Below are 23602 nucleotides of genomic sequence, written 5' to 3'. Positions count from 1 at the left end.
TGAGGGTATCCAAATTGATAACATCGCTCATCAAGAAATCGACAGCTCTTTTAGCCGTTGTTAATTTACTAGGCGGCCTAGTGGGACAGAACGTTTCGGCCTCCGATCAATCTGCTCCATCTGCTCACGTGTTCCCGGCGGATAAGCTGCATGCTTTGGCCCAAGCCGCCTTAAAACAGAGCTCGAATAGCCAGATTTCCACATTCACAACTTCAAACGCTCCATTCATCGCATCTGATATCGACACATCTTCAAGCGATAACATGAATGTCATCATTCAATTGAACGGACTGCCCGCAGCAGTGGGGCAGTATGCGGCTAAGATGGGATACGTTACGATGGCAGCCGAATCAACGGAGCAAACGGCTCAAAGCGAACAAACGGCATTTATTAATGCCGCAAAAGCCGCAGGCATCCCTCTTAAAGTAAACTATCAATACAACACGGTCCTTAACGGAATGGAAGTTACCATTCGCGCCAATCAAATTCCGCAATTGGCCAAAATCGCGGGCGTGAAATCCATTCATCGGAATTTGCTCTATCACCCCGTTGTATCGGCGGAAAGCTTCTCAACGGTAACGAGGAGTACATACTCCTACTCTTTTGATGCGACTCCTCTTAAGCAGCTTGGCGTCGATAAAGCATGGGAGCAAGGACTTACGGGGTTGGGGTTAAAAGTAGGCGTCATTGATACAGGGGTCGACTATATCCATCCCGATTTAAAAGGCGCGTTTCAAGGCGGCTACGACTCCTATTTTAATGATTCCGATCCTTACGAGGATTATCCTTATCAGGATCCTAATATTCCTACGGACAAATACGAAGGCTCCCTTCACGGGACCCACGTTTCCGGGACAATTGCCGGCAGGGCTGTGAACCAAACTAACGACTTCGTCCAGAAAGGCGTCGCCTATGAGGCGGAACTGCATGATTATAAAGTAATGGGTGTGGCGGATCCGGCCGACCCTAACGGACCCAAAGAGGCTACCGGGACCTCTGCGCAAATCATTAACGGCATAGAGCGGGCCGTGAAGGATCATATGGATGTTATCAACTTATCGTTAGGAAACAGCTCGGAGAAGGATCCTAACTCCCCTGATTCTATTGCCATTAACAATGCCGTTCTGGCAGGCGTTATCGCCGTTATTGCGAATGGAAATGAAGGCAGCTCAGGTCCTTACTATTATTCGATGGGCTCTCCGGCATCTGCCCAGCTGGCCATCACCGTAGCCGCATCCACAAGCCCTAGCGTCCAGTATGTCGCATCCGTTAAAAGCTCGTCGGTTGTGGCGGCTACCTATCAGCCACTTAATATTGTTACCTGGGAAACCAATCATACGGATTTCCACAACATGTTCGGATCGGCTCCGGTGGACGCCGTTTATGTCGGTCTAGGTAAGGAGGACGATTATAAATCGGTCGCAGGAGCAACCTATGGCAGAATCGATGGGAAAATCGCATTCATATCTCGCGGTGAAATCTCATTTGAAGAAAAAGTCAAGACCGCCAAGGAGCATGGAGCGATCGGTACCATCATTTTCAACGGAATTAACAAGAAAGACGCGGAAGGCAATTCCGTCCCGGATCTTTCGGAAGATATCCCCGGTCGTAATGGACCTATCGGTTCTATCGCCTCTCTCGGTGACAGCTATAAGTATATTCCGCTCATCGATATGCCCGGAACGACGGGGAGAGCGATTGCGCGCAATCTGACTGCTGGGAAGCCGCTGACATTTACATTCGGTGACATTTTTACGGAAAACCATCTTGCTGGCGATACGATCGCTGAATTCAGTTCCCGCGGGCCGAATTCTGACGGCAATTACGGTGTCAAACCGGACATAAGCGCTCCCGGCGTTAATATTTACTCTACTTTGCCGGCTTATGGAAAAAATCCTGATGGAACGATAGATTATAGCAAAAGTTACGAAAAAGCATATGGCCGACTGAGTGGAACTAGTATGGCTACTCCTCATATTGCAGGTCTCGCGCTGCTTTTGAAGCAGGAGCATAGGGATTGGTCGCCCTTTGATATTCGAGCCGCACTCGCGAATACCGCAGATGAAATAAGAAACCTAGATGGAACTCTGTATGATGTTTATTCGCAGGGGGCTGGACGAGCGAATATTGCCAAGGCCATCAAAACGCCTGCCGTATTGCAATCGCTTGATAAGATTAAGATCTATGATTCGAATTATAATCCGATAACGATGCCTAGCGAAGCAAGCAGTGTCAGCTTTGGAACCATCAATCCGGACGCCGGCACGGCTGTTACAGAACCTCTGCAACTGAAAAACAAATCGAATAGTCCTTTAACCTATACGGCCAAAGTAGTGATACATCCCAAGGTTACATCCGATCCGAATCATCCGATCGCTACTCCGGACGTGAGCAACATGATCATGACGCTAAGCGGGCTGGATACAGGCTCCTCGTCGCAAATTACTGTTGCGGCTAACGACAAGCGGGCATTCTCGCTATCCGCCAAAGCTGCAAAAGGAGCGCAGCACGGCGTCTATGAAGGCGAAGTTCTTTTGGAAAATACGGAACCGGCATATCCGTCGTTGCACCTACCGTTCGTCATTCATGTAGGAGACGATTCGGCGAATAACGATTTTCCCGTCCAGATTAAATCGTTATCGAACAAAACCGTTTACTCGGACACTCCTGTCGATATTAAAGCTAATCTCAAATCCGGGAATATGAATTATATTGAGCTTGATGTATTTGGGGTAGACGAGCAGTTTAAGGGAACAGCAGCTCAAATCTATGACATTGATGATAAGACGCATCAGTATAAACTTATCCCTTCGGGCGAGATTACCTTCCCCGGTTTTGACGGCAGCTATACCATAGGGAGAGAGGTTTTGACCGGAAATAATGTTGTTGATCATCTTCCACCAGGCTTATACAAGATTGGCATCATTGCCGTACATGTTAATGACGCTTTCGAGGTAGATAATCAAGCATACGCTTTTAACTCGGTAATTATTAAAGATGAACCTGCGCCAATCAATAACGACGGTGATACACCTCCGCCGCCGTTATCGCCTTCACCGAGCCCTACGCCCATCTTCGGCGGTGGCGGCTACGGCGGTTTGCCCGGACAGGTAGGGACAGGAACTATCAATAAAGATGTATTGGCGGCTGTCATTCCGCAAGGGCAACCGAAAATGTCAATCGCTTCCCAAACTGCAGTACAAGGCAAGCAGCTTACTGCCACAGTGAAAGATAGCGATATCCAAAAGGCGTTGGAGGCTGCCAAACAAACGCCAACTTCTTTCGTTGTCGGCGTAACCGACAATAATTCCAATGAAGCGCAGCTGAAGCTGTTCGGTTCCCAATCGCAGCTGTTGAAGGATGCGCCTAAGAACAGCTCCATCGTATTTGTATGGAACGATGCTTCAGTCGCGGCCCCAGTCTCGGCATTGGACAGCGTACCGGCAGGTTCCGATGTTGCGTTTAGCATAACGAAGGATGCGGATAGCGCACGCGGATTCTCTGACAAATTTACAGAAGCTTCGATCGTCGGCACGCCTTACGCCTTCGAAGCAAGCAGCACCGTCAATGGCGTATCGACGCCGCTTGCCATAGCATCGAATCAGCCCATCCAACGTTCGTTCGTCTTGGAACAAGGTTCGGGGGCAAAAGCCACCGGTGCCTTGTATAAAGAAGGAGACAAGTTTTACGCGATTCCTGCGAAGTTTACTCAAGCGGATAACGGAGCAACGATCGTAACGATTAGCCGCCCCGGCTTCTCGAGTTATGCCGCAGCATCGCGCCATCTGGTGTTCGCGGATATCGATCAGTCATGGGCTAAGGATCAAATCCAATCGCTGGCGGACAAATTCATTCTGAATGGAACTTCGGATGGCGAGTACTCGCCTAAGCGCAGTGTAACGCGGGCAGAATTTGCTGCCATGCTGGTTCGAGCACTCGGCTTGCAAAGAAAAGCGTCCTCCAATCCGTTCAGTGATGTGACCCAGCAGGATTGGTTTGCTGAAGATGTTGCGACCGCTTATCAAGCAGGCCTGGTAACGGGAACAGGCGATGGTTTCAAACCTAACGCCGAAATCAGCCGGCAAGATTTGACGGTGATGCTGGTAAGGGCCATGAATCTGCTGCACATGCAGAAGTCCGCACCGCTCCATCATCCTTATGCGGATTCCGCCCAATTCAGCTCTTACGCACAAGAAAGCATTCAAGCCGTGACGGATACAGGATTGATGCAAGGCATCGAGAATATGGGTAGCTTCTACTTCAATCCTAAAGATGCAACTACACGTGAAGCAGTTGCAATCGTCTTGAATGAATTACTCAAAAAAGCCAAGTTAATTAATTAAAGATTCACTCCTTCCCTCCCCCTTGTACCCGCGGGTTTCCCGTGCAAGGGGGTTTTACTATTGATATGGGAAAAAGCTGAAAATCGGGAATCAATATGTTGCAGAAAAAACCAGAAATACGCTTGGAGTTGCTTAATGTCTGATTCTTCCCTATTGAAAGTACGTGCATATGAGACTATAATGTTTTGGGGTACATCTGGACGAAAATAATGAGTTAATCAAATGATAAGCAAAGAATGAGAAAAATAAGTGAAACGCCATAAAGTTTGAGGGCCAACTCTATTTGACAGGTCACCATCTGGCAGCGTAATGGAGGAGTAGATTTTATGGTCACCAACAATGACATCCCAGGACTCTGTAACTGTGCGCAGTTGAGGCGTGCGGCACGCAATATTACGCGCTTCTACGACGCCTGCTTGTCAGAGTCGGGATTGCGCGTTACGCAGTACTCCATCTTAGGCCATCTCAAGCATCGGGGGCCGAAGACGATGATGGAAATCGCCGAAATGATGACCATGGATCGCGCCACGATCGGACACAATCTTCGGCCGCTGGAGCGTGACGGCCTGATCACTATTCAGGTTAGCGAAGCGGATCGTCGTGCTAGAATCGTATCGATCACCGACGAGGGTCTCAAGCGTGTCAAACAGGGAAGAGCCGGATGGGATCGCGCTCAGGCTGAATTCGAACGACAGTTCGGTGCGCAGAATGCAGCATCCATGCGGCAAATGATGGATGAAGTGGCGAGCATCAGCTTCGAGATCGAATAAGCCGTCGATGGGCATCAATGCGGTGGTTTGCCCTACGATGAGAGTTCCTAGTGAGGAATAGAGATGCGCTATTTTTACGAAGAAGTAGATCGAAGTGCCGAGCCGAGCTGTTTACAGCTCCCTTGACAACAAGGGGCATATGAGTCTAAAACGAAGGCTGTCAAATCCAGAATTAATTAGAATTGTTCCATAATTCCTTAGACGGTTTGTTGCAGAATTCATTAGAAAACCTCATACATGCATAAAAATGCATAAATATAGACAAAATGCCTAATCTGGTACTAATCAGTGCTAGGCATTTTTTAGTTAAACGGAGGACTTTTCATGCATAGTCTCAAAATTGGCTTGCGGAAGTAGCAGCGAATAAAGGGAACCATAATAGGTTCTCTTTTTTGAAAGCCGGCGTCACGAATAGGCCACTCGTTGCCGTTGACTTGCCGCCAGTTCAAATCCCCTACTTCAAAATTAACATCAATTAAACTCTAATGTACAAGACCGACGAGGAGATATTGAAAATGGGCATCAGCATACAGGCTCCTATTTTCTGGATTAGGCATATTCTGTTATCGTCTTTAGTATCTGTACGTACATCAATAGGAATGAGAAGAATTTGTTTAATGACAACCAGCAAGTAGTACCAATATTTAATCAATTTGGCTATCACTACCTGCCATACTATGATTCAGCCTGCGAAACGTTACAACCATATCCATACACTTATCAATATAACGGATATCGTTATCTAAACCCGCATGTATATCATCTACCGCTTATTTATCAACAGTATGCTTATCATCCGCTCTTATGGGAGCAACTATATCCTTATAGACAGTTACCAGCAATAGCATTAGCCGTAGCTGGGGGCTTTTTAGGAATAGCAATTTATGTGTGGGAGAAATATTTTCAGGAAGAAGTTTCCAAGCATGGGGATGCTTTTAAAAAGTGTGCAGAAGCGAATCCATACGATTTTGATGCCATACAATTTTGTTTAAAAAACCCCCCTTTCAACCTTAGTGAGAAAGAGGCATTAAGGGTAAGAAACCGATTCGAATTATTATACAAATTGGAGATGCCCACTCCTATTTCAATCCAGGGAGAGAAATTACTATCCCACTCCAATCTCTTAAACAAGGGGATAATACAATTACTATTGAGGGGTATAATCATCCGCCAAATACTCCCGCCACTTCTTCAAATCCTGCTGGAATTTACGCAATAATCACTATTGAAATCCACTAGGGAACCAGCATCATTGCCATATTGCGTAAGCGTCGAATAGCCCTCATCTTGATTACAAGGTGTGGGTTATTTGACGCTTACGTATATTTTTCTTGTGCTCGTTAGTTTTGAACCTTTGTCTTCTTTGGAGGGGATATTTAATGGAAAACTGTTTGATTTGTAGAGCGGAAAACGATGTTGTTTAGTTAATAGAGATATTGGCTCAAATTGTTTAATTAATCCACTAATGAACTTACCATTAAATGATTTGTACATATCATATAGTAACTACAGAAAAAGGAGGGACTATATATGTCATTTCGTAATCAAGCACAAAAAATGATAGGTAAGTCTGTACAAGTTCAATTGACTAACGGCAGAACATTAACAGGCAAATTAACATCGGTGGGAACAGATTTTATGATTATGCACGTGAGAATTGGTAGGCGAATTCGCAGGATTAATATCCGTTTAGCTGAGATTCTACTCCTCTTCTTATTATTTGGTTTATAATAAAAGCAGCTAGATTTGAATGCGATTTGCCTTCTATTTGCTCAAAAATACTATAAAATTGAGTAGCTTCTTGAATTAGTTGGTAAACTCATTTGACAATTCGGACACTCTCCTAACAAAAGTTCTAATACCTCTTGTATAAAAAAAATTACCCAACCCTTGACTTGAAACGGTCAGGGGTTTTTGTTTCCTTGGGAAAAAATTCTGGAGGTGTAATAAGTTACGAGTCAGGCGACAGTTAAGGATGACACGACATCCCTACCAGAAACTTAGAGGTGAACGGCATTATCACCCGATTTTAAAATATGACGTTTTTTTCTTTAGGTTTAAATTAATGCAGTAATTTCATGTATTGTATGACAGAATTTTCTCCGAACAAGGATTATCAATTTAATAAGTACGGATGATTTCTTATGATAGGTTTAGGCGGGATGATCAAATTCGGATTACTGTACAAAACGAATGGGGAGGTAAGAGATGAGGCCGAAAGTATATATTACTAGGCGTATCCCAGACCAAATTACAGCCATGATTGAAAATCATTGTGATGTTCGAATGTGGCATGAGAAGGATACGACAGTACCTCGTGAAATATTGGAACGAGAGATCACCGATGCCGACGGTTTGTTTTGTTTGCTGACGGAAACTATTGATGCACAACTTATGGAGATGGGCCCTCGATTAAAAGTGATCAGTAACATGGCTGTCGGGTATAACAATATCGACATTGAAGCTGCAAACAATAAAGGTATCTTGGTCACGAATACACCTGGAATTTTAACTGAGACGACGGCAGATCTTACTTTTGCGCTCTTGATGGCAACGGCCCGTCGAATTACGGAAGCTTCCGATTATTTACGTAACGGCAAATGGAGTACTTGGTCACCAATGCTGCTTACAGGCCAAGATGTACATGGTGCGACGTTAGGTATCATCGGAATGGGAAGAATCGGTGAAGCGGTTGCCAAAAGAGCTAAAGGTTTTGATATGAAGATTTTGTACCACAATCGCAGCCGGAGGAGTGGGGTAGAGGAGAATTTTGGCGCGATGTATGTTGATTTGAAGTCTCTGTTAAGGGAATCCGATTTCGTATGTGTGTTAGTACCCTTCTCTAAGGAAACAGTCAATTTGATTGGTAAGGAGGAATTGGCACTGATGAAGCGTACCTCCATCCTCATTAACACATCCCGAGGTGGAATCGTGAACGAAACTGCGCTGAACGATGCACTTGTAGAGGGCACGATATGGGCAGCGGGATTGGATGTATTTTCGCAGGAACCGATTGCTTTAGATCATCCGCTTTTGTCATTGCCAAACGTCGTAGTACTTCCTCATATTGGAAGTGCGAGCGTAAACACAAGACTAGGTATGGCCCAATTAGCTGCACACAATTTATGTAAAGCTTTGCTCGGAGAAATCCCGCCTAATCTTGTAAATAAGTAAGCCCCATAATTTGTTATGCAAATAAATATCGTGTGAGGAGGTATGTAATGGAAGATAAATTAGTTGCGATACAAGTAGGTGCTGTTTCCTTTGTTGATGAGGGTGTGGAAAATGTACTGGACACTTTACAAGAATTGGGCTCAGTTAACACCGTATTTCTAGCAAACTATACGTACACGAGAGATACTGGTGGTCGACAGACACCAGGGTTTCCGATTCCCGATCACGGTACACAGGAATATGATTTGAATTTTATTGGCGGCAACAATGGCATAGCTCACGCGGAGTATTACCGCCGGACCTTCGTTAAACCTGAAGATTTCAGGGCTAAGGAACATGGGGATACCGATATTATGGCAGCAGTCATTCCAGCAGCACACCGAAAAGGAATGAAGGTCTACGCATGGATAGAAGAAAGCTCGGGACGTGGACAGGGCAAATGGATACCGAATTACGTGAATTTTCTGGAGCAAGACTTCAAGGGGAGAAGAGGAAAACGTCCTTGCTTTAACCATCCTGACTATCGAAATTGGCATTTTGGCTTGGTAGAGGATTATATTAAATCCTATGAAATTGATGGTGTTGCATGGTGCTCGGAACGACAAGGTCCACTTGGCAATATGTTTGGAGGACCGTGGGCAACCGGGGAAGTAACTTGCTTTTGCAGTCACTGCAGGAAGCTTGCGGAGGAAAGATCGATAGATGTAGAGCATGCACGTCAGGGGTATACATTACTTCATGATTTATTCTCTCAGGCTAGAGAAAATATACGTCCGAATGACGGGTATTTCGTTTCGTTTTGGAGATTATTGCTTCAATATCCTGAAATATTGGCCTGGGAAGCCTTGTGGCATGAAGGTCAAAAAAAGTTTTTTCGCGAACTGTATGGAATGGTTAAAGCTATAAATCCTGCCATTCAAGTGGGGTGGCACATTTTCCATTTGAACTCGTTTTCCCCTTTTTACCGGGCAACGCAAGATTTGGAGGAAATGAGTCACTACAGTGATTTTATCAAGCTTGTAGCTTATAACAATTGTGCCGGTCCGAGATTCCTCGATTTCATGCAAAACATTCATAATACGATATTTCATGACGCACTCCCGGATGAAAGTTTAGAGCTCATGTACCGTTTTCTTGGGATTGATGAAGGGACGTTGGGGGAGATTCCACAAAAGGGATGGTCAGCCGAGTATGTGCGGAGAGAAACATTAAGAGCGTTGGGTGCAGTAAAAAAAGCAGATAATGAGACCCGTATTTACCCTGGTATCGATGTAGACATTCCTACCGGTGAAGGACTAAAGCAAACTGAACCGGAAGATGTGTACCAAGCGGTTACAGCCGCATTTGAAGCGGGGGCTCATGGCATTGTTTTATCCCGAAAATATTCAGAGATGAAGTTAGTCAACTTGGCGGCATGCGGGAAAGCCATCAAGGATTTAAACGATCGGAATATATAAAAAATCCATATGTGGAGGTGTTAGCCATGCAAGAAAAAATGATTGCCATGCAAGTGGGCGCTGTTTCTTTTGCCGATGAAGGTACGGAGCAGGTATTAGACATTCTTCAAGAGAAAGGGAAGGTCAATACGTTGTTTTTGGCCAATTTTACATATACGCGTGGGACCGGAGGGAGGCCATTTCCTGGCTTTCCACTTGCAGACCATGGAGCGCAGGAATACGACTTAGACTATGTCGGAGGCAATTTTGGTACAGGACACGCTCCATTCTACAGAAATACGTTTATTCAGGCGGAAGACTTTCAATCGAGAGATCATGGCACATGGGATATGATGGCAGAGGTAATTCCTGCAGCTCATCGAAGAGGAATGAAAGTATATTCGTGGATTGAAGAAAGCGCAGGAAAAAAGGGTGCTATTGAACAATCGCGGAGAATTCCTAACTTTGCTCAAGTTTTGGAAATCGATACCCGAGGACGTAAAGCAAAACGACCATGCTTCAACCACCCGGATTATAGAAATTGGCATTTCGGTCTTATTGAGGACTACATAAAATCCTACGATATTGATGGAGTAGCTTGGGGTTCGGAACGTCAGGGACCTCTAGGCAATATGTTGGGTGGACGATGGACGACCGGAGAAATAACATGCTTCTGTGATCACTGTCGGGCAAGAGCGAGAGAAAAAGGCATTCAGGTAGAGCGTGCGAGGCAAGGATATCTTGAATTAGAACAGTTTATTCGTAATACTCGTTCAGATGTGAGACCGATTGATGGATATTTTGTATCCTTCTGGCGTTTGTTGCTTCAATTCCCCGAAATTCTTGCTTGGGAATCGCTCTGGCATGACGGACAGCAGCAGTTTTTTCGAGAAGTTTACGGCATGGTGAAAGCTATACGCCCAGAAGTTCAGGTAGGTTGGCATATTTACCATCTCAATTCGTTTTCTCCTTTTCATCGGGCGACGCAGGATTTAGGGGCTATGAGCCATTACAGCGATTTCATCAAATTGGTCGTATACAATAACTGCGCAGGACCAAGGTACACGAATTTTATTGAAGCCATTCACAATACCATTTTCAAAGATGCAAAGCCGGAAGATGGATTTAAGCTAATTTCCCGTTTTCTTGATATCGACGAAGGCCCATGGGAGGAAATGCATAATCGCAAGTGGTCATCTCAGTATGTACGCAAGGAAACGGAAAGGGCGCTTTCCGCGGTGAAAAGTGCTGGAAATAAAACGCTTATCATCCCAGGTATCGATGTAGATATACCAACTGATAAAGGAGAATCGTTAACCCAACCTGAAGATGTGTACGAAGCGGTCACAGCCGCAATGGAAGCGGGCGGACATGGAGTTATTCTTTCTCGCAAGTACTCGGAAATGAAACTGGCAAACATTGAAGATTGTGGGCAAGCGATAATGGATTATAATACACGCTCACTATAATAAAATAATTAGCGCAACATTGAGTGATTTAAACTAAAGGTACATGGCTTTTAACATGACGTTTTTTTCCTTAGGGTTAAATTAATCCAGGAATTACGGTTTATGTATGACAAAAATTTCTCCGAACAAGGATTATCACTTTAAGATGTACGAAAGATTTTTTAAGATAGGTTTATGCAGGGTACTCAGAGACCTGTACAAAACGTAAAGGAAGTGGACAGTTTGACGAAAATACCAATTATAGACTGTGATGTACATCCATCGCCCAAAAGCATTGATGAAATTCGTTCTTATATGAAGCAACCATGGAAGGATCGGTATTCGGGAGGAGGGCGAGGATTTTATGGTAACCCGCTTCATGGGGCTCGTTTGGATGCCAAACCTCCTAACGGGGGGCCGACCGGATCGGATCCGGAATTTCTTCGTAAGCAGCTGATTGAAGAATTTGGTCATCAGCATGCCATCCTGCTGCCTAGAGCCTTTTGTAATTTGCATCCTGACCCTGATTTTGCAAGCGCTATCGCAGCGGCCTATAATGATTGGTTAGCCGATACGTGGCTGGGTAAAGATAACCCTGACGGCGTTTTCAAGGGGTCTATAACGATTGCCCACCAGGATCCGATAGCTGCAGCTAAAGAAATTGAAAGATGGGCGGGTCATCCGCATTTTGTTCAAGTAATGACTGATTCGGGTGCCCGCGCACCATTTGGTCAGCGGCAGTACTACCCGATTTACGAAGCCTGCAATAAACACGGGCTGCCGCTGGCCATTCATCCGGGTACCGATGGCATGGGAATTAACCATCAACCTACACCAGGTTACCCGACGCATTATATTGAATGGCATACTTGTTTATCGTTAGGTTTTCAGGCACATTTAGTCAGCTTTATTACGGAGGGTGTATTCGAGAAATTCCCTAATTTCAAGGTTGTTTTGACAGAGGGAGGTGTTTCATGGCTTCCAGCTTTAATGTGGAGATTGGATGCCGAGTACAAAGCACTGCGTTACGAGGTGCCTTGGGTAAAACGTAAGCCGAGCGAATATTTAAGGGACCACGTGCGACTTACCTCCCAGCCGCTTGAAAGGCCGGATAATGACCAACATCTACTGCAAGTACTTGAAATGATGGATGCCGAACATATTCTTATGTTTGCAAGCGACTATCCGCATTGGGATTTCGACTCGCCTAAATTGGCTTTTCCTAAGCTTCCGGAGAAGATGAGGAATCGTATATTCTACGAAAATGCCAAAGAATTTTACAATTTGTAACCGATTAGGAGGGGAAACCATCATGCGGCATGAGATTTGTTATGTAAAGGACCTTCCTAAGGGCACCAATAAAATTTTGACACTTGAGGGTCGGTCTGTAGGTGTTTTTAATGTAAATGATGAATTCTATGCTTTGAAGAACAGCTGTCCCCACCAAGGTGCTCCATTATGTGTGGGAACTGTCACTGGCATGACATTGCCGTCAATGCCCGGTGAATACCTGTACGGGAAAGAAGGCGAAATTGTCAGGTGCCCGTGGCATGGTTGGGAATTCGATATTTTGACAGGTAAATCCATATACGATCCTCATAAATGTCTTGTCAAAACGTATGATGTGGCGGTTGAGAAGGTTGAAGAAGATAAAACAGTAGAAACCTACACAGTTAAAGTAGAAGAAGAAAAGGTCATTGTTTACATTTAATTTGGGAGGTTTTTTATGAAAAAAATACTTCGTTCAACGGCATTGTGTACGCTTGGAATCCTAACAGCAACCACTGCCCTATTGGCCGGGTGCGGCAGCCAAGAAGCTTCTCCATCGAATTCAAAGCAAGAAAAACAAAAGCTTTCTATTAAAGTAATGTCATCGCTACAAACCGAACCGCCTGACATGAACAGCGCTTTCTGGACGGGGTTGGAGCAAAAAACGAATGTGCACATGGATATTGATTGGGTGCCCATCAACGATTATATGAATAAAGTTAATATTGTTGTAGCATCAGGAAATATTCCGGACGTTTTAACGGTTACGGAAGTAACTTCGCCCAATGTGGTGGATGCAATTAATAAAGGTACATTTTGGGACTTAACAGAACTTTTAGGAGACTTTAGCAAATATCCGAATTTGAAAAATAATGTTCCGGAAAGCGCCTGGAAATTAATGCGTTATAACGGCAAAATTTACGGAATGCCGCGTACACGGCCACCGATTAATTCCGTGGAACTTATCCGTAAAGATTGGCTAGATAAACTTGGCCTTCCTATGCCAAAGACAATGGATGAACTCCTCGAGACCTTAAAGAAAGTCGTTGAAAGCGATCCCGACGGCAACGGAAAAAAAGACACGATAGGCATGAACTATGATGAGGCATGGATTTCTGCATTCGGCAGCTTGACACCCGAATATACGCCAGAGGGCGGATTATATCCGAAAGAATTGACGAATGCTTATACGAGCATGGTGGAATGGTACAGAAAGGCTTATTCCTACGGCTTAATGTCACAGGAATTCGCCGTTATGAAGGATTCCCAATATTACAGCATGTTCGGCTCCGGTTTGGCCGCCTTTTACAGAAAAAATGCATGGCATCAATACGGTTTGGAACAATCGGCTAAAAAGGTGCAGCCAGGAGCTGTCGTGGATTATGTTCCTTATTTAACCGGTCCTAAGGGGACGACTGCTGTTCTCACGCCCGGCTTCTATGGAGGCTTGTTTATTCCTAAATCCGTGCCTAAAGAAAAAGCAGTGCGAATCCTTGAATATTACAATTTAGTGGCTAGCTCCGAAATTACTGAGTATATCACTTATGGTACCGAAGGCATTCATCATAAAAAAGATAACGGTGCCAGAGTGATGACAGACCAAGGTAAAAAAGAGATTAACAATACGACAATCGAACCATTTGTCCTTAAATTAGATCCATGGTCTAAAACGGATAGTCCTTTAGCGCCGAATGAAATTAATTTGAAAAATAGGGAAAAAGTTAAACCGGTTGCTGAGATTGCTAAAATTGATCCTTACACCGTCATTAATTCACCATCTTGGGTAACGCAATGGCCGAAATACCAAGGTGAGTTTGCCTCTATGAGAACACAAGCGATTATTGGGAAAATTTCGATGGAACAGTACAAAAGTTACGTTGAGCAGTTAAAAGCGAAGAAAGAGTTTGCCCAATCCTATAAAGAATTTGGCGACAATTATAAATCATTGTTCGGGAAGTAGTCCTTGAAATGAGCCGGGCTAGAAGATAGTCCGGTTCCTCATAATAAGTATGGAAGTAAAGGAGTGCCTACCATGGAGCAAACCCATCAGGTCATAGTCTCTGAAATGTTAATGAGTAGATCTAAATCAACAACATGGAAAAAAATGCTTCAATACCGCTATATGTATGTGCTTGTACTGCCTGGACTGTTTTATTTTCTAATTTTTAAAATTGTGCCGTTCTGGGGACTTGCGGCAGCTTTCCAGGATTATTCCCCGCTATTAGGTATATTTCACAGCAAATGGGTAGGGTTTAAACATTTTACGGATTTATTCCAATATGAACATTTTTACATCCTATTCCGCAATACATTGTTGATCAATATCTTCAGTCTAGTTTTTTTATTCCCTCTGCCCATTTTGTTAGCGGTTATGCTGAATGAGGTGAGGCATGAGGTATTTAAAAGAATCAATCAGTCTATCGTGTATATGCCTCATTTTTTGTCTTGGGTTATCATCGCGAGCTTGACGTTCTTCTTACTGTCAACGGATATTGGATTAGTGAACAAGGCGATCCGAGGAGCGGGAAATGAAGCAATTGCGTTTATGCAAGAGCCTAAATATTTTTGGGGGCTATTGACCATACAAAATATGTGGAAAGACACCGGATGGGGAACAATTATTTTTTTGGCTGCGATTGCGGGCGTTGATCCCTCAAGGTATGAAGCGGCTGTGATGGATGGAGCCAGCAGAATGAAACAGATTTGGCATATTACCCTTCCCGCTATACGGCCTACCATTTTAATTCTGTTGATTCTAAAATTGGGCCATCTGGCCGATGTTAGTTTCGAACAGATTTTGCTGATGATCAATCCGTTGGTGCTATCGGTGGGGGATGTCTTCGATACTTATTCCTATCAACAAGGGATACTAAGCGGACAGACGAGTGTCGGTGTAGCAGTCGGCATGTTTAAAGGTATTGTCGGGCTAATCCTGGTAGTAATCTCAAATTACATTGTGAAAAAATTAGGACATGAGGGAATATATTAGAAGCAGGAGGTGCGTCTGATGAGCTTTGTTCAAACTAAGCGCTTAACTGTATTCGACTATATCAATTATAGCGCACTAACGATAATTTCACTCATTTCCTCTTTTCCGATCTTGTATTTAATTATCGTCTCATTGACTGATAAGGATGTCTATGTACCTTTTCAGTTTAATATTTGGCCGGAACGATGGTCATTAGAAGCGTATACCTATTTATTATCAACCCCAAGCTTTCTGGCAGCCTACAAAAATACAATTTTCATTACGATTGTCGGTACATTTCTAAATCTGCTGTTTACTTTCACGATGGCATATGGGTTGACTGAAAAACAGATGCCGTACCGAAATATCATCATGGGGATGGTTATCCTAACACTGGTCTTTAATCCAGGGATCATTCCGAATTATTTACTCGTAAAAGAACTTGGCTTGCTTAATTCTTTTGGTTCACTCATTTGGCCGGTACTGACTAACGCGTGGAGCTTAATCGTTGTTAAAGGCTTCTTGGATTCCATCCCTACAGAGCTGAAAGAATCTGCAAAAATAGACGGCAGTACGGATGTAGGCATATTTTTCCGTATTATCCTGCCGTTATCGATGCCAGCGGTTGCGGCGTTTACTTTGTTTTTTGCAATTGCACACTGGAATACTTATTTTAATGCCATATTATATTTAACGGATACGAATAAATGGACTTTGCAAGTTTTGGTGAAAACGTTGGTTTTGGATGCAAGTTCCAGTATGACTGGCAATTCAGCTTCATCGGACCAAGTGCTTCCTCAAGAAACAGTACGCATAGCTTCCGTGGTTTTGGCGATGTTGCCTATCTTGCTTGTGTACCCGTTTCTACAGAAACATTTTGCGAAAGGCGTTATGCTAGGTTCAGTTAAAGGATAGGATTATCAAAATGTTTGTTCGGTTTGTCCCTTTCATTTATAATTAAATTAGTTATTTTGAAAGGGGAGGGGTAAATATAGCTGCATGGATTCGATTTCTCAATCAATTTATTCCGCTGAAAAACAATAGAAAATCCTTCCTTTTTAGATTCATCTGGTTTGGTTGTTTGTCTGCATGTTTGCCCGTTTTATTAATTGGTGGTGTTTACTATCATCTATCGATGAAATCCAGCGTCAATGAAGCTGCTCAAATATCTGATTCCTCTTTGGCTCGAGCCAAAGACAGACTTGAGAGAATTTTTAGTTCAGTTGAGCGTTCATCTCTCCAGCTTGCTACGGATCCATTGATTAAGAATTCTTTTTTTGATGGCGATTCTAACGAAAAAATATTAGCGCATTTGGAAATATCAAAAATGCTTCAGGTCACTAAAGGTTCAAACGATTTTATTGAAGATATTATTTTGTATGATGACGTATCAGAAGACATTCTTAACAATGAGCAAGGTTTTGCTCTCAAAAAGATGTATAAATTACGGTCAGTACTCGATTATTTAATGCAATTCGAACCCAAAGATCAATGTCTGCTTATTAGGCAAGAGAATATGGGAGACTCCCTCGCATGTGTTCGGTTTCTTGTGTCCAACGACATCCAGAAGGCGCGGGGGCTTTTAATAACCAAGTTAAATAATGACCTTATGAGTAAATATTTAGAAGAGCCTATTGTTTACAGTCATAGTCAATCCATGCTCGTATTGGATTCGTCGAATCATGTATTAGTTCACGCAGGTCAATATTTCCAAAACGTTAGTTCCATCCTGAACGAACCTTCCATCACAGATATTATTAAATCGGAGAAAGCCAGTAATCACTTTTTTATGGAAGACGAAACGGGAGTGCGTTATTTCTACAGCTATCGAAAAACGGAATTAGGCCGAACTTACATTTCCAAAATTGCTGAAACCGATATATCAGAGCATAAAAGCTGGATTCGCTGGGTTATTGTAATTACAATTTTATTATTTATTAATATCGGGATCGCTGTAAGCGTTTTCCTTAGTTTGAAAGCCTACCGACCTATTCGGCAATTAATCGATCTAGGTAAAAAATTAAATAAAGAAACACAATTTAAGTCTCGCTCCGATAGTGATATCACTTTTATTCAAGATAGTTGGATTTACTTAAATGAACAGGCACAAAAGATTAATCATTACATGCAAAAATGGGAGCCTACGATTAAGGAAGGATTATATCTTCAATTGTTGGAGCACCGTACTCACGAAAAAGCATTAACCCATATGAATGAGCATGAGGTATCTATTTCGCATGAACATAAAGCATTTGTCGTTTTGATGGTTAATCTGGAAAATATGCATAAGGAAACGCGGTTTGGGCGCACTGACGGCTCAATACTCTCTTTTATTGTGAAGAATGTGATGAGCGAAATTCTGCTTAAGCAGGACCAAATGGAAGGGGAAGTTGTCATTAACCGCATCGGACTTGGTACAGCTGTTATATCTTTTCCCCATGATCTGACGGAAAACGAGATGAAGAGCAAGCTTACCGATTTTTCCTCCGATTTGGTTCATGGGTTCTATACTTATTTGAAATTAAATGTTTGCATTGGTGTAGGAAGAATTGGCCGCTGCCTAGAGGATATACCCGGATCCTATAGAGAAGCTTTGGAGGCGCTGCAATACCGTCTTTACGAGGAGCAAAGCCAGGTTATTTTTATTCAAGATTTGGACTTACTAAAAAAGCAGGCATCCTTTTACTATCCTTTTTACATCGAAGAAATATTGATTGATAACCTTGAAAACCAGCGAATTAAAGACGCAGAGGAAAATCTTAAAGAATATATAATGGCTGTACGTTCATCCCGATCCCACGTCATCATTTCTCAATGCTATAATATGCTGCTCGGTACGATGACCAAGTCACTTATAAGAAAAGGATATTCCCAAATTTTTGATTCCAATTTATTGTTCACTTTACAAGAACGAAAGACTTCAACAGAAGTTAATGATTGGTTCATCCAACAAGTATTTCCTTATTATGAGAAAGCCTTTGAAAAATCGACTAACATGAACTCGTTAGTTCTACAAGTTTGCCAGCACATTAATGAGCATATTCACGAGGATATTTCTCTTATGCAATGCGCGGATCTTGCAGGTATTAGTCAGTCACACCTCAGTAAGTTGTTCAAAAAAGAGATGGGAATACAATTTTTAGATTACGTGTTGGAGCTTAAATTAAAAGAAGCGCAGAATTTGCTTCTGAATACAAAGTTAAGTGTTCTGGAAATTGCCGAGAAAATAGGTTATTCGGAGAGAAGTCTTATTCGTATCTTCCAAAAGTACATCCATATGACCCCAAGTCAATTCAGAACGAAACATCTATCCTAATTAGCGAACTAATCCAGAACGTTGTTCATAATGATGAACAAGAAAGGTGTGCCTATAAATGAAACTAGCCCGATTTACTATTTCCGGCGAAACCGAGATACGCAGCGGAATCGTGGAAGACCATTACATTCGTGAATTTACGGGAGACTTGTTCGCTTCCCTGACTCTTACTGGAAATACTTTCTCTCTGAGTGATGTTCAATTCAAAGCTCCGATTACGCCTAGACACATTATAGGTATCGGCAAAAACTTTGTCGGCGAAGGGGCCCCCAAGCCGGCAATTCCAGATATGCCGATCCTATTTTTCAAGCCCTTGACCACAGTAGTCGGTCCAGAAGACCCCGTTCTGCTTCCCTTGGGAACGGATGAGATCAAATTCGAATCAGAGCTTGCTGTCATTATCGGGAAAGAAGCGAAAAACATTGACCCGGGACAAGTGAACGAAGTGATCTTCGGTTATACGGTAGCCAACGACATCGGCGCCTTCAATTATTTCCATTCGGAAGGACACTGGACAATCGGAAAATCGTTTGATACTTTTTGCCCTCTTGGTCCGGTGATTGTTACCGAATTCAATTATCACTCAGCTCGCATTCAAGCAACAGTGAACGATACAGTCAAGCAGGATGCCATGATGGAACGTATCATTACGCCGATTGACGCGATGATATCCTATATCAGCCGATTCATGACCCTCATGCCAGGAGATGTCATCCTGACGGGAACGCCTGCTGGTGCTGATTTGGTCCGTGATGGGGACGTTGTTGATTGTTTTATTGAAGGGATAGGACACCTGCGGAATCCTATTATTGCTCAAAAATCATAATACATAAAAAAAGAGGGAGACAACTAAATGAACGAATATATAAAAGTAGGTAATCTACAGGTTGCTGCGGTTCTCTATCAGTTTATAAATTCAGAAGCTCTTCCTGACAGCGGTTTGACGCGTGAGCAGTTCTGGTCTGATTTAGATGACTTGATCCACGAGTTAGTACCAAAAAACAGGGCATTATTAGCCAAGAGAGATGAACTTCAAAAGCTGTTAAATGAATGGCATAAGGAAAATAAAGAAAATGTTGAATTCGAGAAGTATAAATCATTTTTGCATGAAATTGGCTATCTGGAGTCGAAAGTAGAAGATTTTCAAATTACTACCCAAGGGGTAGACAATGAAATTGCCTTGCAAGCAGGCCCGCAGTTAGTCGTCCCGGTAAATAACGCCCGTTATGCTCTTAATGCCGCAAATGCCCGCTGGGGAAGCCTTTACGACGTTCTATACGGAACTGATGCTATTGATGATGAAGGAAGCGGTGAACGTACAGCTACTTATAATCCGATTCGTGGCGAGAAAGTCATTGCATACGCTAGGGGGGTCCTGGATAAAGCGGCGCCATTAATGGGAAATTCACATAAAGAAGCTGTGATGTATGCGATCGTAGATGGTCAATTGTCTGTATCACTTAGTAATGGGCAAATTATTGGTCTCAAGGATGCTTCTAAGCTAGTGGGCTATCAGGGACAGGCAGAAGAGCCTTCCGCCATATTAATAACCAATAACGGGCTGCACTTTGAAATCCAAATTGATCGAAGTCATCCGATCGGCAAAACGGATCAGGCAGGCATTAAAGACATCCTTATGGAAGCAGCGCTGACGACCATTATGGATTGTGAAGACTCTGTTGCTGCTGTGGATGCAGAGGATAAGGTACTGGTGTACAGGAACTGGTTAGGATTAATGAAAGGAAACCTATTCGCTAACCTCCTAAAGGGTAACAAATCCGTTATACGAACCTTGAATCCTGATAGAATCTACACATCCCTCGCAGGAGAGGAATTTAGCTTACCTGGGCGTTCACTCTTATTTGTTCGTAACGTTGGACATTTGATGACGATTAATGCTGTATTAGACCGGGACGGTCAGGAGATCCCCGAAGGGATTTTAGATGCTGCTGTGACTAGCCTCATTGCTAAGCACGATCTCTTGAGAAACAGTCCATATCAAAATTCTCGCAAAAGCTCCATATATATTGTGAAGCCAAAAATGCACGGATCCGAAGAAGTGGCTTTTGCTAATGAACTGTTTAATCGTGTTGAAGATATGCTCGGCCTGGAACGCAATACAATTAAAATTGGTGTTATGGATGAGGAACGCCGTACTTCTTTAAACTTGAAAGCTTGTATACGTCAAGTGAAGGATCGAATTGTATTTATTAATACTGGTTTCTTGGATCGAACGGGTGACGAAATGCATACTTCCATGGAAGCAGGACCAATGATTCGTAAGAATAACATGAAGTCATCAAGCTGGTTGCAAGGCTATGAACAATCGAACGTGAACATAGGTTTAGCTTGTGGCTTGCAAGGTCGAGCTCAGATCGGTAAAGGCATGTGGGCCATGCCTGACCTGATGAAGGAAATGTTGAAGCAGAAAGTAGGGCATCTGGAAGCAGGCTGTAATACCGCTTGGGTACCTTCACCCACAGCGGCAACATTGCACTCACTTCATTATCATCAAATTAATGTAAACGAAGTTCAAAACAAATTGAAAGAAACTAGTAGAGATTTTCTAGAGGATATATTGGAAATTCCAGTAGTTAAAGACCCGCAATGGAGCCCTGAGGAAATTCAGCAGGAACTAGATAACAATGCACAAGGTATACTTGGCTATGTGGTTCGTTGGATAGATCAGGGGATTGGGTGCTCCAAAGTGCCGGATATTAACAACGTGGGATTGATGGAAGATCGCGCCACACTGCGCATTTCCAGTCAACACATGGCAAACTGGCTTCACCATGGGATTTGCTCGGAAGACCAGATACTAAAGACCATGAAGCGTTTGGCTAAAGTGGTGGATGAGCAGAATGCCAGTGATCGCGCATACCGCCCTATGGCTGAGGATTTTGATCACTCTGTGGCATTTCAAGCCGCCTGTGAGCTGGTTTTCAAAGGGTATGAACAACCAAACGGTTACACCGAGCCAATTTTGCACCGCAGACGCATGGAATTCAAGGCTAGAGGGAGAGAAATATATTGAAATCCTCATCCAACAGCATTATTTTGCGTATTGAACTGGACCAAAAAGTGACAACCTTCGGTGAAATGGCTAATGTCGTAAGTCTTGCCGGAGGAGATATAGTAGCAATTGATGTGATTCGATCGGATAAACAATCAACAACGAGAGATATTACGGTCAATCTTGGGGAGCAGGCCGTTGGATTGATGACGGATAAAATCAGATTGCTGCCAGGTGTTGTATTGCATCATATATCGGATCCCATTTTCTTAGTTCATCTAGGGGGTAAAATAGAAATCCAACCTAAGATACCTGTGAAAAACAGGGATGATCTATCGAAAGTTTATACACCAGGGGTAGCGAGAGTATGCATGGCGATTCATGAAGAACCACATAAAGCATTTACTCTGACAATAAAACGCAATACCGTTGCTGTTATTTCCGATGGGACGGCTGTTCTCGGTTTGGGAGACATAGGTCCTGAAGCTGCTATGCCTGTGATGGAGGGTAAGGCTATGCTTTTTAAGCAATTGGCTGGTGTTGACGCAGTTCCAATTTGTTTAGATACAAAAGATACGGAAGATATCATACGGACGATTAAGAATATTGCACCAGCCTTTGGTGGAATCAATTTGGAAGATATAAGCTCTCCGCGATGCTTTGAGATCGAATCTCGCCTTAAGGAAGAGTTGGATATTCCTGTGTTCCATGATGACCAACATGGGACAGCTGTTGTTGTATTAGCCGGGATTATTAATGCCTTGCGTTTAACCAAAAAAAGAATGGAGGATATCCGGATCGTCGTAGTTGGCATCGGTGCAGCTGGTGTATCCATCATTAAAATGCTTTTAGGGGCAGGAGCCATTGACATAGTTGCCGTAGATCGTCAAGGCATTTTGACGCGCGGCATTTCATACGACAATTCATTGTGGGATTGGGTAGCGCTGCACACTAACCCGGAAGGCTTGACAGGAAGCCTGTCAGACGCTTTGATAGGTGCGGATGTCTTCATAGGTGTTTCTGGACCGAATGTGTTAAAAGTGGAAGATGTTTGTCGTATGGCCAGCGATCCTATCGTATTTGCTATGGCGAATCCAACCCCTGAGATAGACCCTGAAGTGGCCGGGCCACATGTCAGAGTGATTGCCACCGGACGAAGCGACTTTCCAAACCAAATCAATAATGTACTTTGTTTTCCGGGTATATTTCGTGGAGCCCTTGATTGCAGAGCGAGTGAAATTAACGAGGAGATGAAATTAGCTGCTTCCCGGGCAATCGCATTAACCGTATCAGACGAGGAATTAAATGAACAATATATCATTCCTTCCATTTTTAATGAGAAGGTTGTACAGGAAATTCGGGATCAAGTTATATGGGCCGCCATTCAATCCGGTGTAGCTCGCCGAATACCGCCAGAATTTAAAGTCTCGAAACAATTGTCGCAGATTAGTACAAATTAATTATCGTTAGAAATTGAGGCACTCGGCTTTTGACTATTGGCGGAGTGCCTTTTTTCCATAGAAATGGAGGAGATCATTTGATATATTTCGTAGTTTTTTTACCCATGCTCAGTCCGGAAAAAAGCGTTGAATATCGTCCACAGCATCTCGAATATCTTGCTAAATTGAGAGAAGAGGGAAAAATATTTGCAAACGGACGTTTCCTAGACGGGGCTGGCGGGTTGGTGATTTACATGGCGGAATCGTTCGAACAGGTGCAGCGTTTTGTTGAGCAAGACCCGTATGTGATTTACAAAGCAAGAGGTTTCGAAATTCACGAATGGGAAATCGTTCTAGGCGACTCCAACAAGTGAGTGCATCTTCTCTGTTTTTTCCGACCACAATATGAACTTCAAGATTTCGAGG

The 23602-nt window shown here is 43.3% G+C and carries 17 protein-coding genes; all 17 read left to right on the top strand.

The genetic code is table 11. The annotated features are described in order from the left end of the window. Window positions 1–14: 14 nt before the first annotated feature. The 17 genes from BLT91_RS18060 to BLT91_RS17980 all read left to right on the top strand — a co-directional run bounded on the left by BLT91_RS18060 (window position 15) and on the right by BLT91_RS17980 (window position 23550). The gene (locus tag BLT91_RS18060; RefSeq protein WP_175532377.1) at window positions 15–4343 is read left to right on the top strand and encodes a S8 family serine peptidase; all 4329 of its coding nucleotides are present in this window, start codon (window positions 15–17) and stop codon (window positions 4341–4343) included. A 326-nt stretch (window positions 4344–4669) separates the two neighbouring features. Further along, entirely contained in the window at window positions 4670–5113 is a 444-nt protein-coding gene (locus BLT91_RS18055) for a MarR family winged helix-turn-helix transcriptional regulator (RefSeq protein ID WP_090823401.1), read from the top strand. 610 nt (window positions 5114–5723) lie between these two features. Next, entirely contained in the window at window positions 5724–6332 is a 609-nt protein-coding gene (locus BLT91_RS18050; RefSeq protein ID WP_090823399.1) for a hypothetical protein, read from the top strand. 311 nt (window positions 6333–6643) lie between these two features. Next, the gene (locus tag BLT91_RS18045; protein ID WP_090823397.1) at window positions 6644–6844 is read left to right on the top strand and encodes an LSm family protein; all 201 of its coding nucleotides are present in this window, start codon (window positions 6644–6646) and stop codon (window positions 6842–6844) included. A gap of 477 nt (window positions 6845–7321) precedes the next feature. Next, window positions 7322–8287 carry a 2-hydroxyacid dehydrogenase gene (locus BLT91_RS18040; RefSeq protein ID WP_090823395.1) on the top strand — a complete coding sequence of 322 codons (966 nt, stop codon included), beginning with the start codon at window positions 7322–7324 and terminating at the stop codon, window positions 8285–8287. 47 nt (window positions 8288–8334) lie between these two features. Then, window positions 8335–9744, top strand: coding sequence for a hypothetical protein (locus BLT91_RS18035; protein ID WP_090823392.1), 1410 nt, complete (start codon window positions 8335–8337; stop codon window positions 9742–9744). Between the two features lie 26 nt (window positions 9745–9770). Beyond that, complete coding sequence (locus BLT91_RS18030) at window positions 9771–11192, top strand: family 10 glycosylhydrolase (RefSeq protein WP_175532376.1); 1422 nt, start codon at window positions 9771–9773, stop codon at window positions 11190–11192. A gap of 213 nt (window positions 11193–11405) precedes the next feature. Further along, on the top strand, window positions 11406–12461 hold the full coding sequence (locus BLT91_RS18025; RefSeq protein ID WP_254777009.1) for an amidohydrolase family protein: 1056 nt from the start codon (window positions 11406–11408) through the stop codon (window positions 12459–12461). 22 nt (window positions 12462–12483) lie between these two features. Continuing rightward, the gene (locus tag BLT91_RS18020) at window positions 12484–12882 is read left to right on the top strand and encodes a Rieske (2Fe-2S) protein (RefSeq protein ID WP_254777003.1); all 399 of its coding nucleotides are present in this window, start codon (window positions 12484–12486) and stop codon (window positions 12880–12882) included. 15 nt (window positions 12883–12897) lie between these two features. Continuing rightward, window positions 12898–14400: an extracellular solute-binding protein gene (locus tag BLT91_RS18015; protein ID WP_090823386.1), complete on the top strand. Its 1503-nt coding sequence runs from the start codon at window positions 12898–12900 to the stop codon at window positions 14398–14400. Between the two features lie 72 nt (window positions 14401–14472). After that, on the top strand, window positions 14473–15429 hold the full coding sequence (locus BLT91_RS18010; RefSeq protein ID WP_368086821.1) for an ABC transporter permease: 957 nt from the start codon (window positions 14473–14475) through the stop codon (window positions 15427–15429). An 18-nt stretch (window positions 15430–15447) separates the two neighbouring features. Then, complete coding sequence (locus BLT91_RS18005) at window positions 15448–16323, top strand: carbohydrate ABC transporter permease (RefSeq protein ID WP_090823384.1); 876 nt, start codon at window positions 15448–15450, stop codon at window positions 16321–16323. Between the two features lie 166 nt (window positions 16324–16489). Then, window positions 16490–18724: a helix-turn-helix domain-containing protein gene (locus tag BLT91_RS18000; protein WP_141225023.1), complete on the top strand. Its 2235-nt coding sequence runs from the start codon at window positions 16490–16492 to the stop codon at window positions 18722–18724. A gap of 58 nt (window positions 18725–18782) precedes the next feature. After that, on the top strand, window positions 18783–19550 hold the full coding sequence (locus BLT91_RS17995; protein ID WP_090823380.1) for a fumarylacetoacetate hydrolase family protein: 768 nt from the start codon (window positions 18783–18785) through the stop codon (window positions 19548–19550). 27 nt (window positions 19551–19577) lie between these two features. After that, on the top strand, window positions 19578–21758 hold the full coding sequence (locus BLT91_RS17990) for a malate synthase G (protein WP_090823378.1): 2181 nt from the start codon (window positions 19578–19580) through the stop codon (window positions 21756–21758). Further along, window positions 21755–23197 carry an NAD-dependent malic enzyme gene (locus BLT91_RS17985; RefSeq protein WP_090823377.1) on the top strand — a complete coding sequence of 481 codons (1443 nt, stop codon included), beginning with the start codon at window positions 21755–21757 and terminating at the stop codon, window positions 23195–23197. Before BLT91_RS17990 ends, BLT91_RS17985 begins: the two co-directional genes overlap by 4 nt. A gap of 77 nt (window positions 23198–23274) precedes the next feature. After that, a complete protein-coding gene (locus BLT91_RS17980; protein WP_090823375.1) occupies window positions 23275–23550 on the top strand; it encodes a YciI family protein in 276 nt (91 codons plus the stop codon). Window positions 23551–23602: the final 52 nt, after the last annotated feature.

It is taken from the genome of Paenibacillus sp. yr247 (assembly GCF_900103825.1).
GTDB lineage: Bacteria > Bacillota > Bacilli > Paenibacillales > NBRC-103111 > Paenibacillus_E.
This window is presented reverse-complemented; position numbering and strand designations above follow the sequence as displayed.

Excerpts from the sequence above, each read along its gene's own strand:
- BLT91_RS18055 (WP_090823401.1), top strand. The coding sequence starts at position 4,670 with ATGGTCACCAACAATGACATCCCAGGACTCTGTAACTGTGCGCAGTTG.
- BLT91_RS18045 (WP_090823397.1), top strand. The coding sequence starts at position 6,644 with ATGTCATTTCGTAATCAAGCACAAAAAATGATAGGTAAGTCTGTACAA.
- BLT91_RS18040 (WP_090823395.1), top strand. The coding sequence starts at position 7,322 with ATGAGGCCGAAAGTATATATTACTAGGCGTATCCCAGACCAAATTACA.
- BLT91_RS18035 (WP_090823392.1), top strand. The coding sequence starts at position 8,335 with ATGGAAGATAAATTAGTTGCGATACAAGTAGGTGCTGTTTCCTTTGTT.
- BLT91_RS18030 (WP_175532376.1), top strand. The coding sequence starts at position 9,771 with ATGCAAGAAAAAATGATTGCCATGCAAGTGGGCGCTGTTTCTTTTGCC.
- BLT91_RS18020 (WP_254777003.1), top strand. The coding sequence starts at position 12,484 with ATGCGGCATGAGATTTGTTATGTAAAGGACCTTCCTAAGGGCACCAAT.
- BLT91_RS18015 (WP_090823386.1), top strand. The coding sequence starts at position 12,898 with ATGAAAAAAATACTTCGTTCAACGGCATTGTGTACGCTTGGAATCCTA.
- BLT91_RS18010 (WP_368086821.1), top strand. The coding sequence starts at position 14,473 with ATGGAGCAAACCCATCAGGTCATAGTCTCTGAAATGTTAATGAGTAGA.
- BLT91_RS18005 (WP_090823384.1), top strand. The coding sequence starts at position 15,448 with ATGAGCTTTGTTCAAACTAAGCGCTTAACTGTATTCGACTATATCAAT.
- BLT91_RS17995 (WP_090823380.1), top strand. The coding sequence starts at position 18,783 with ATGAAACTAGCCCGATTTACTATTTCCGGCGAAACCGAGATACGCAGC.
- BLT91_RS17990 (WP_090823378.1), top strand. The coding sequence starts at position 19,578 with ATGAACGAATATATAAAAGTAGGTAATCTACAGGTTGCTGCGGTTCTC.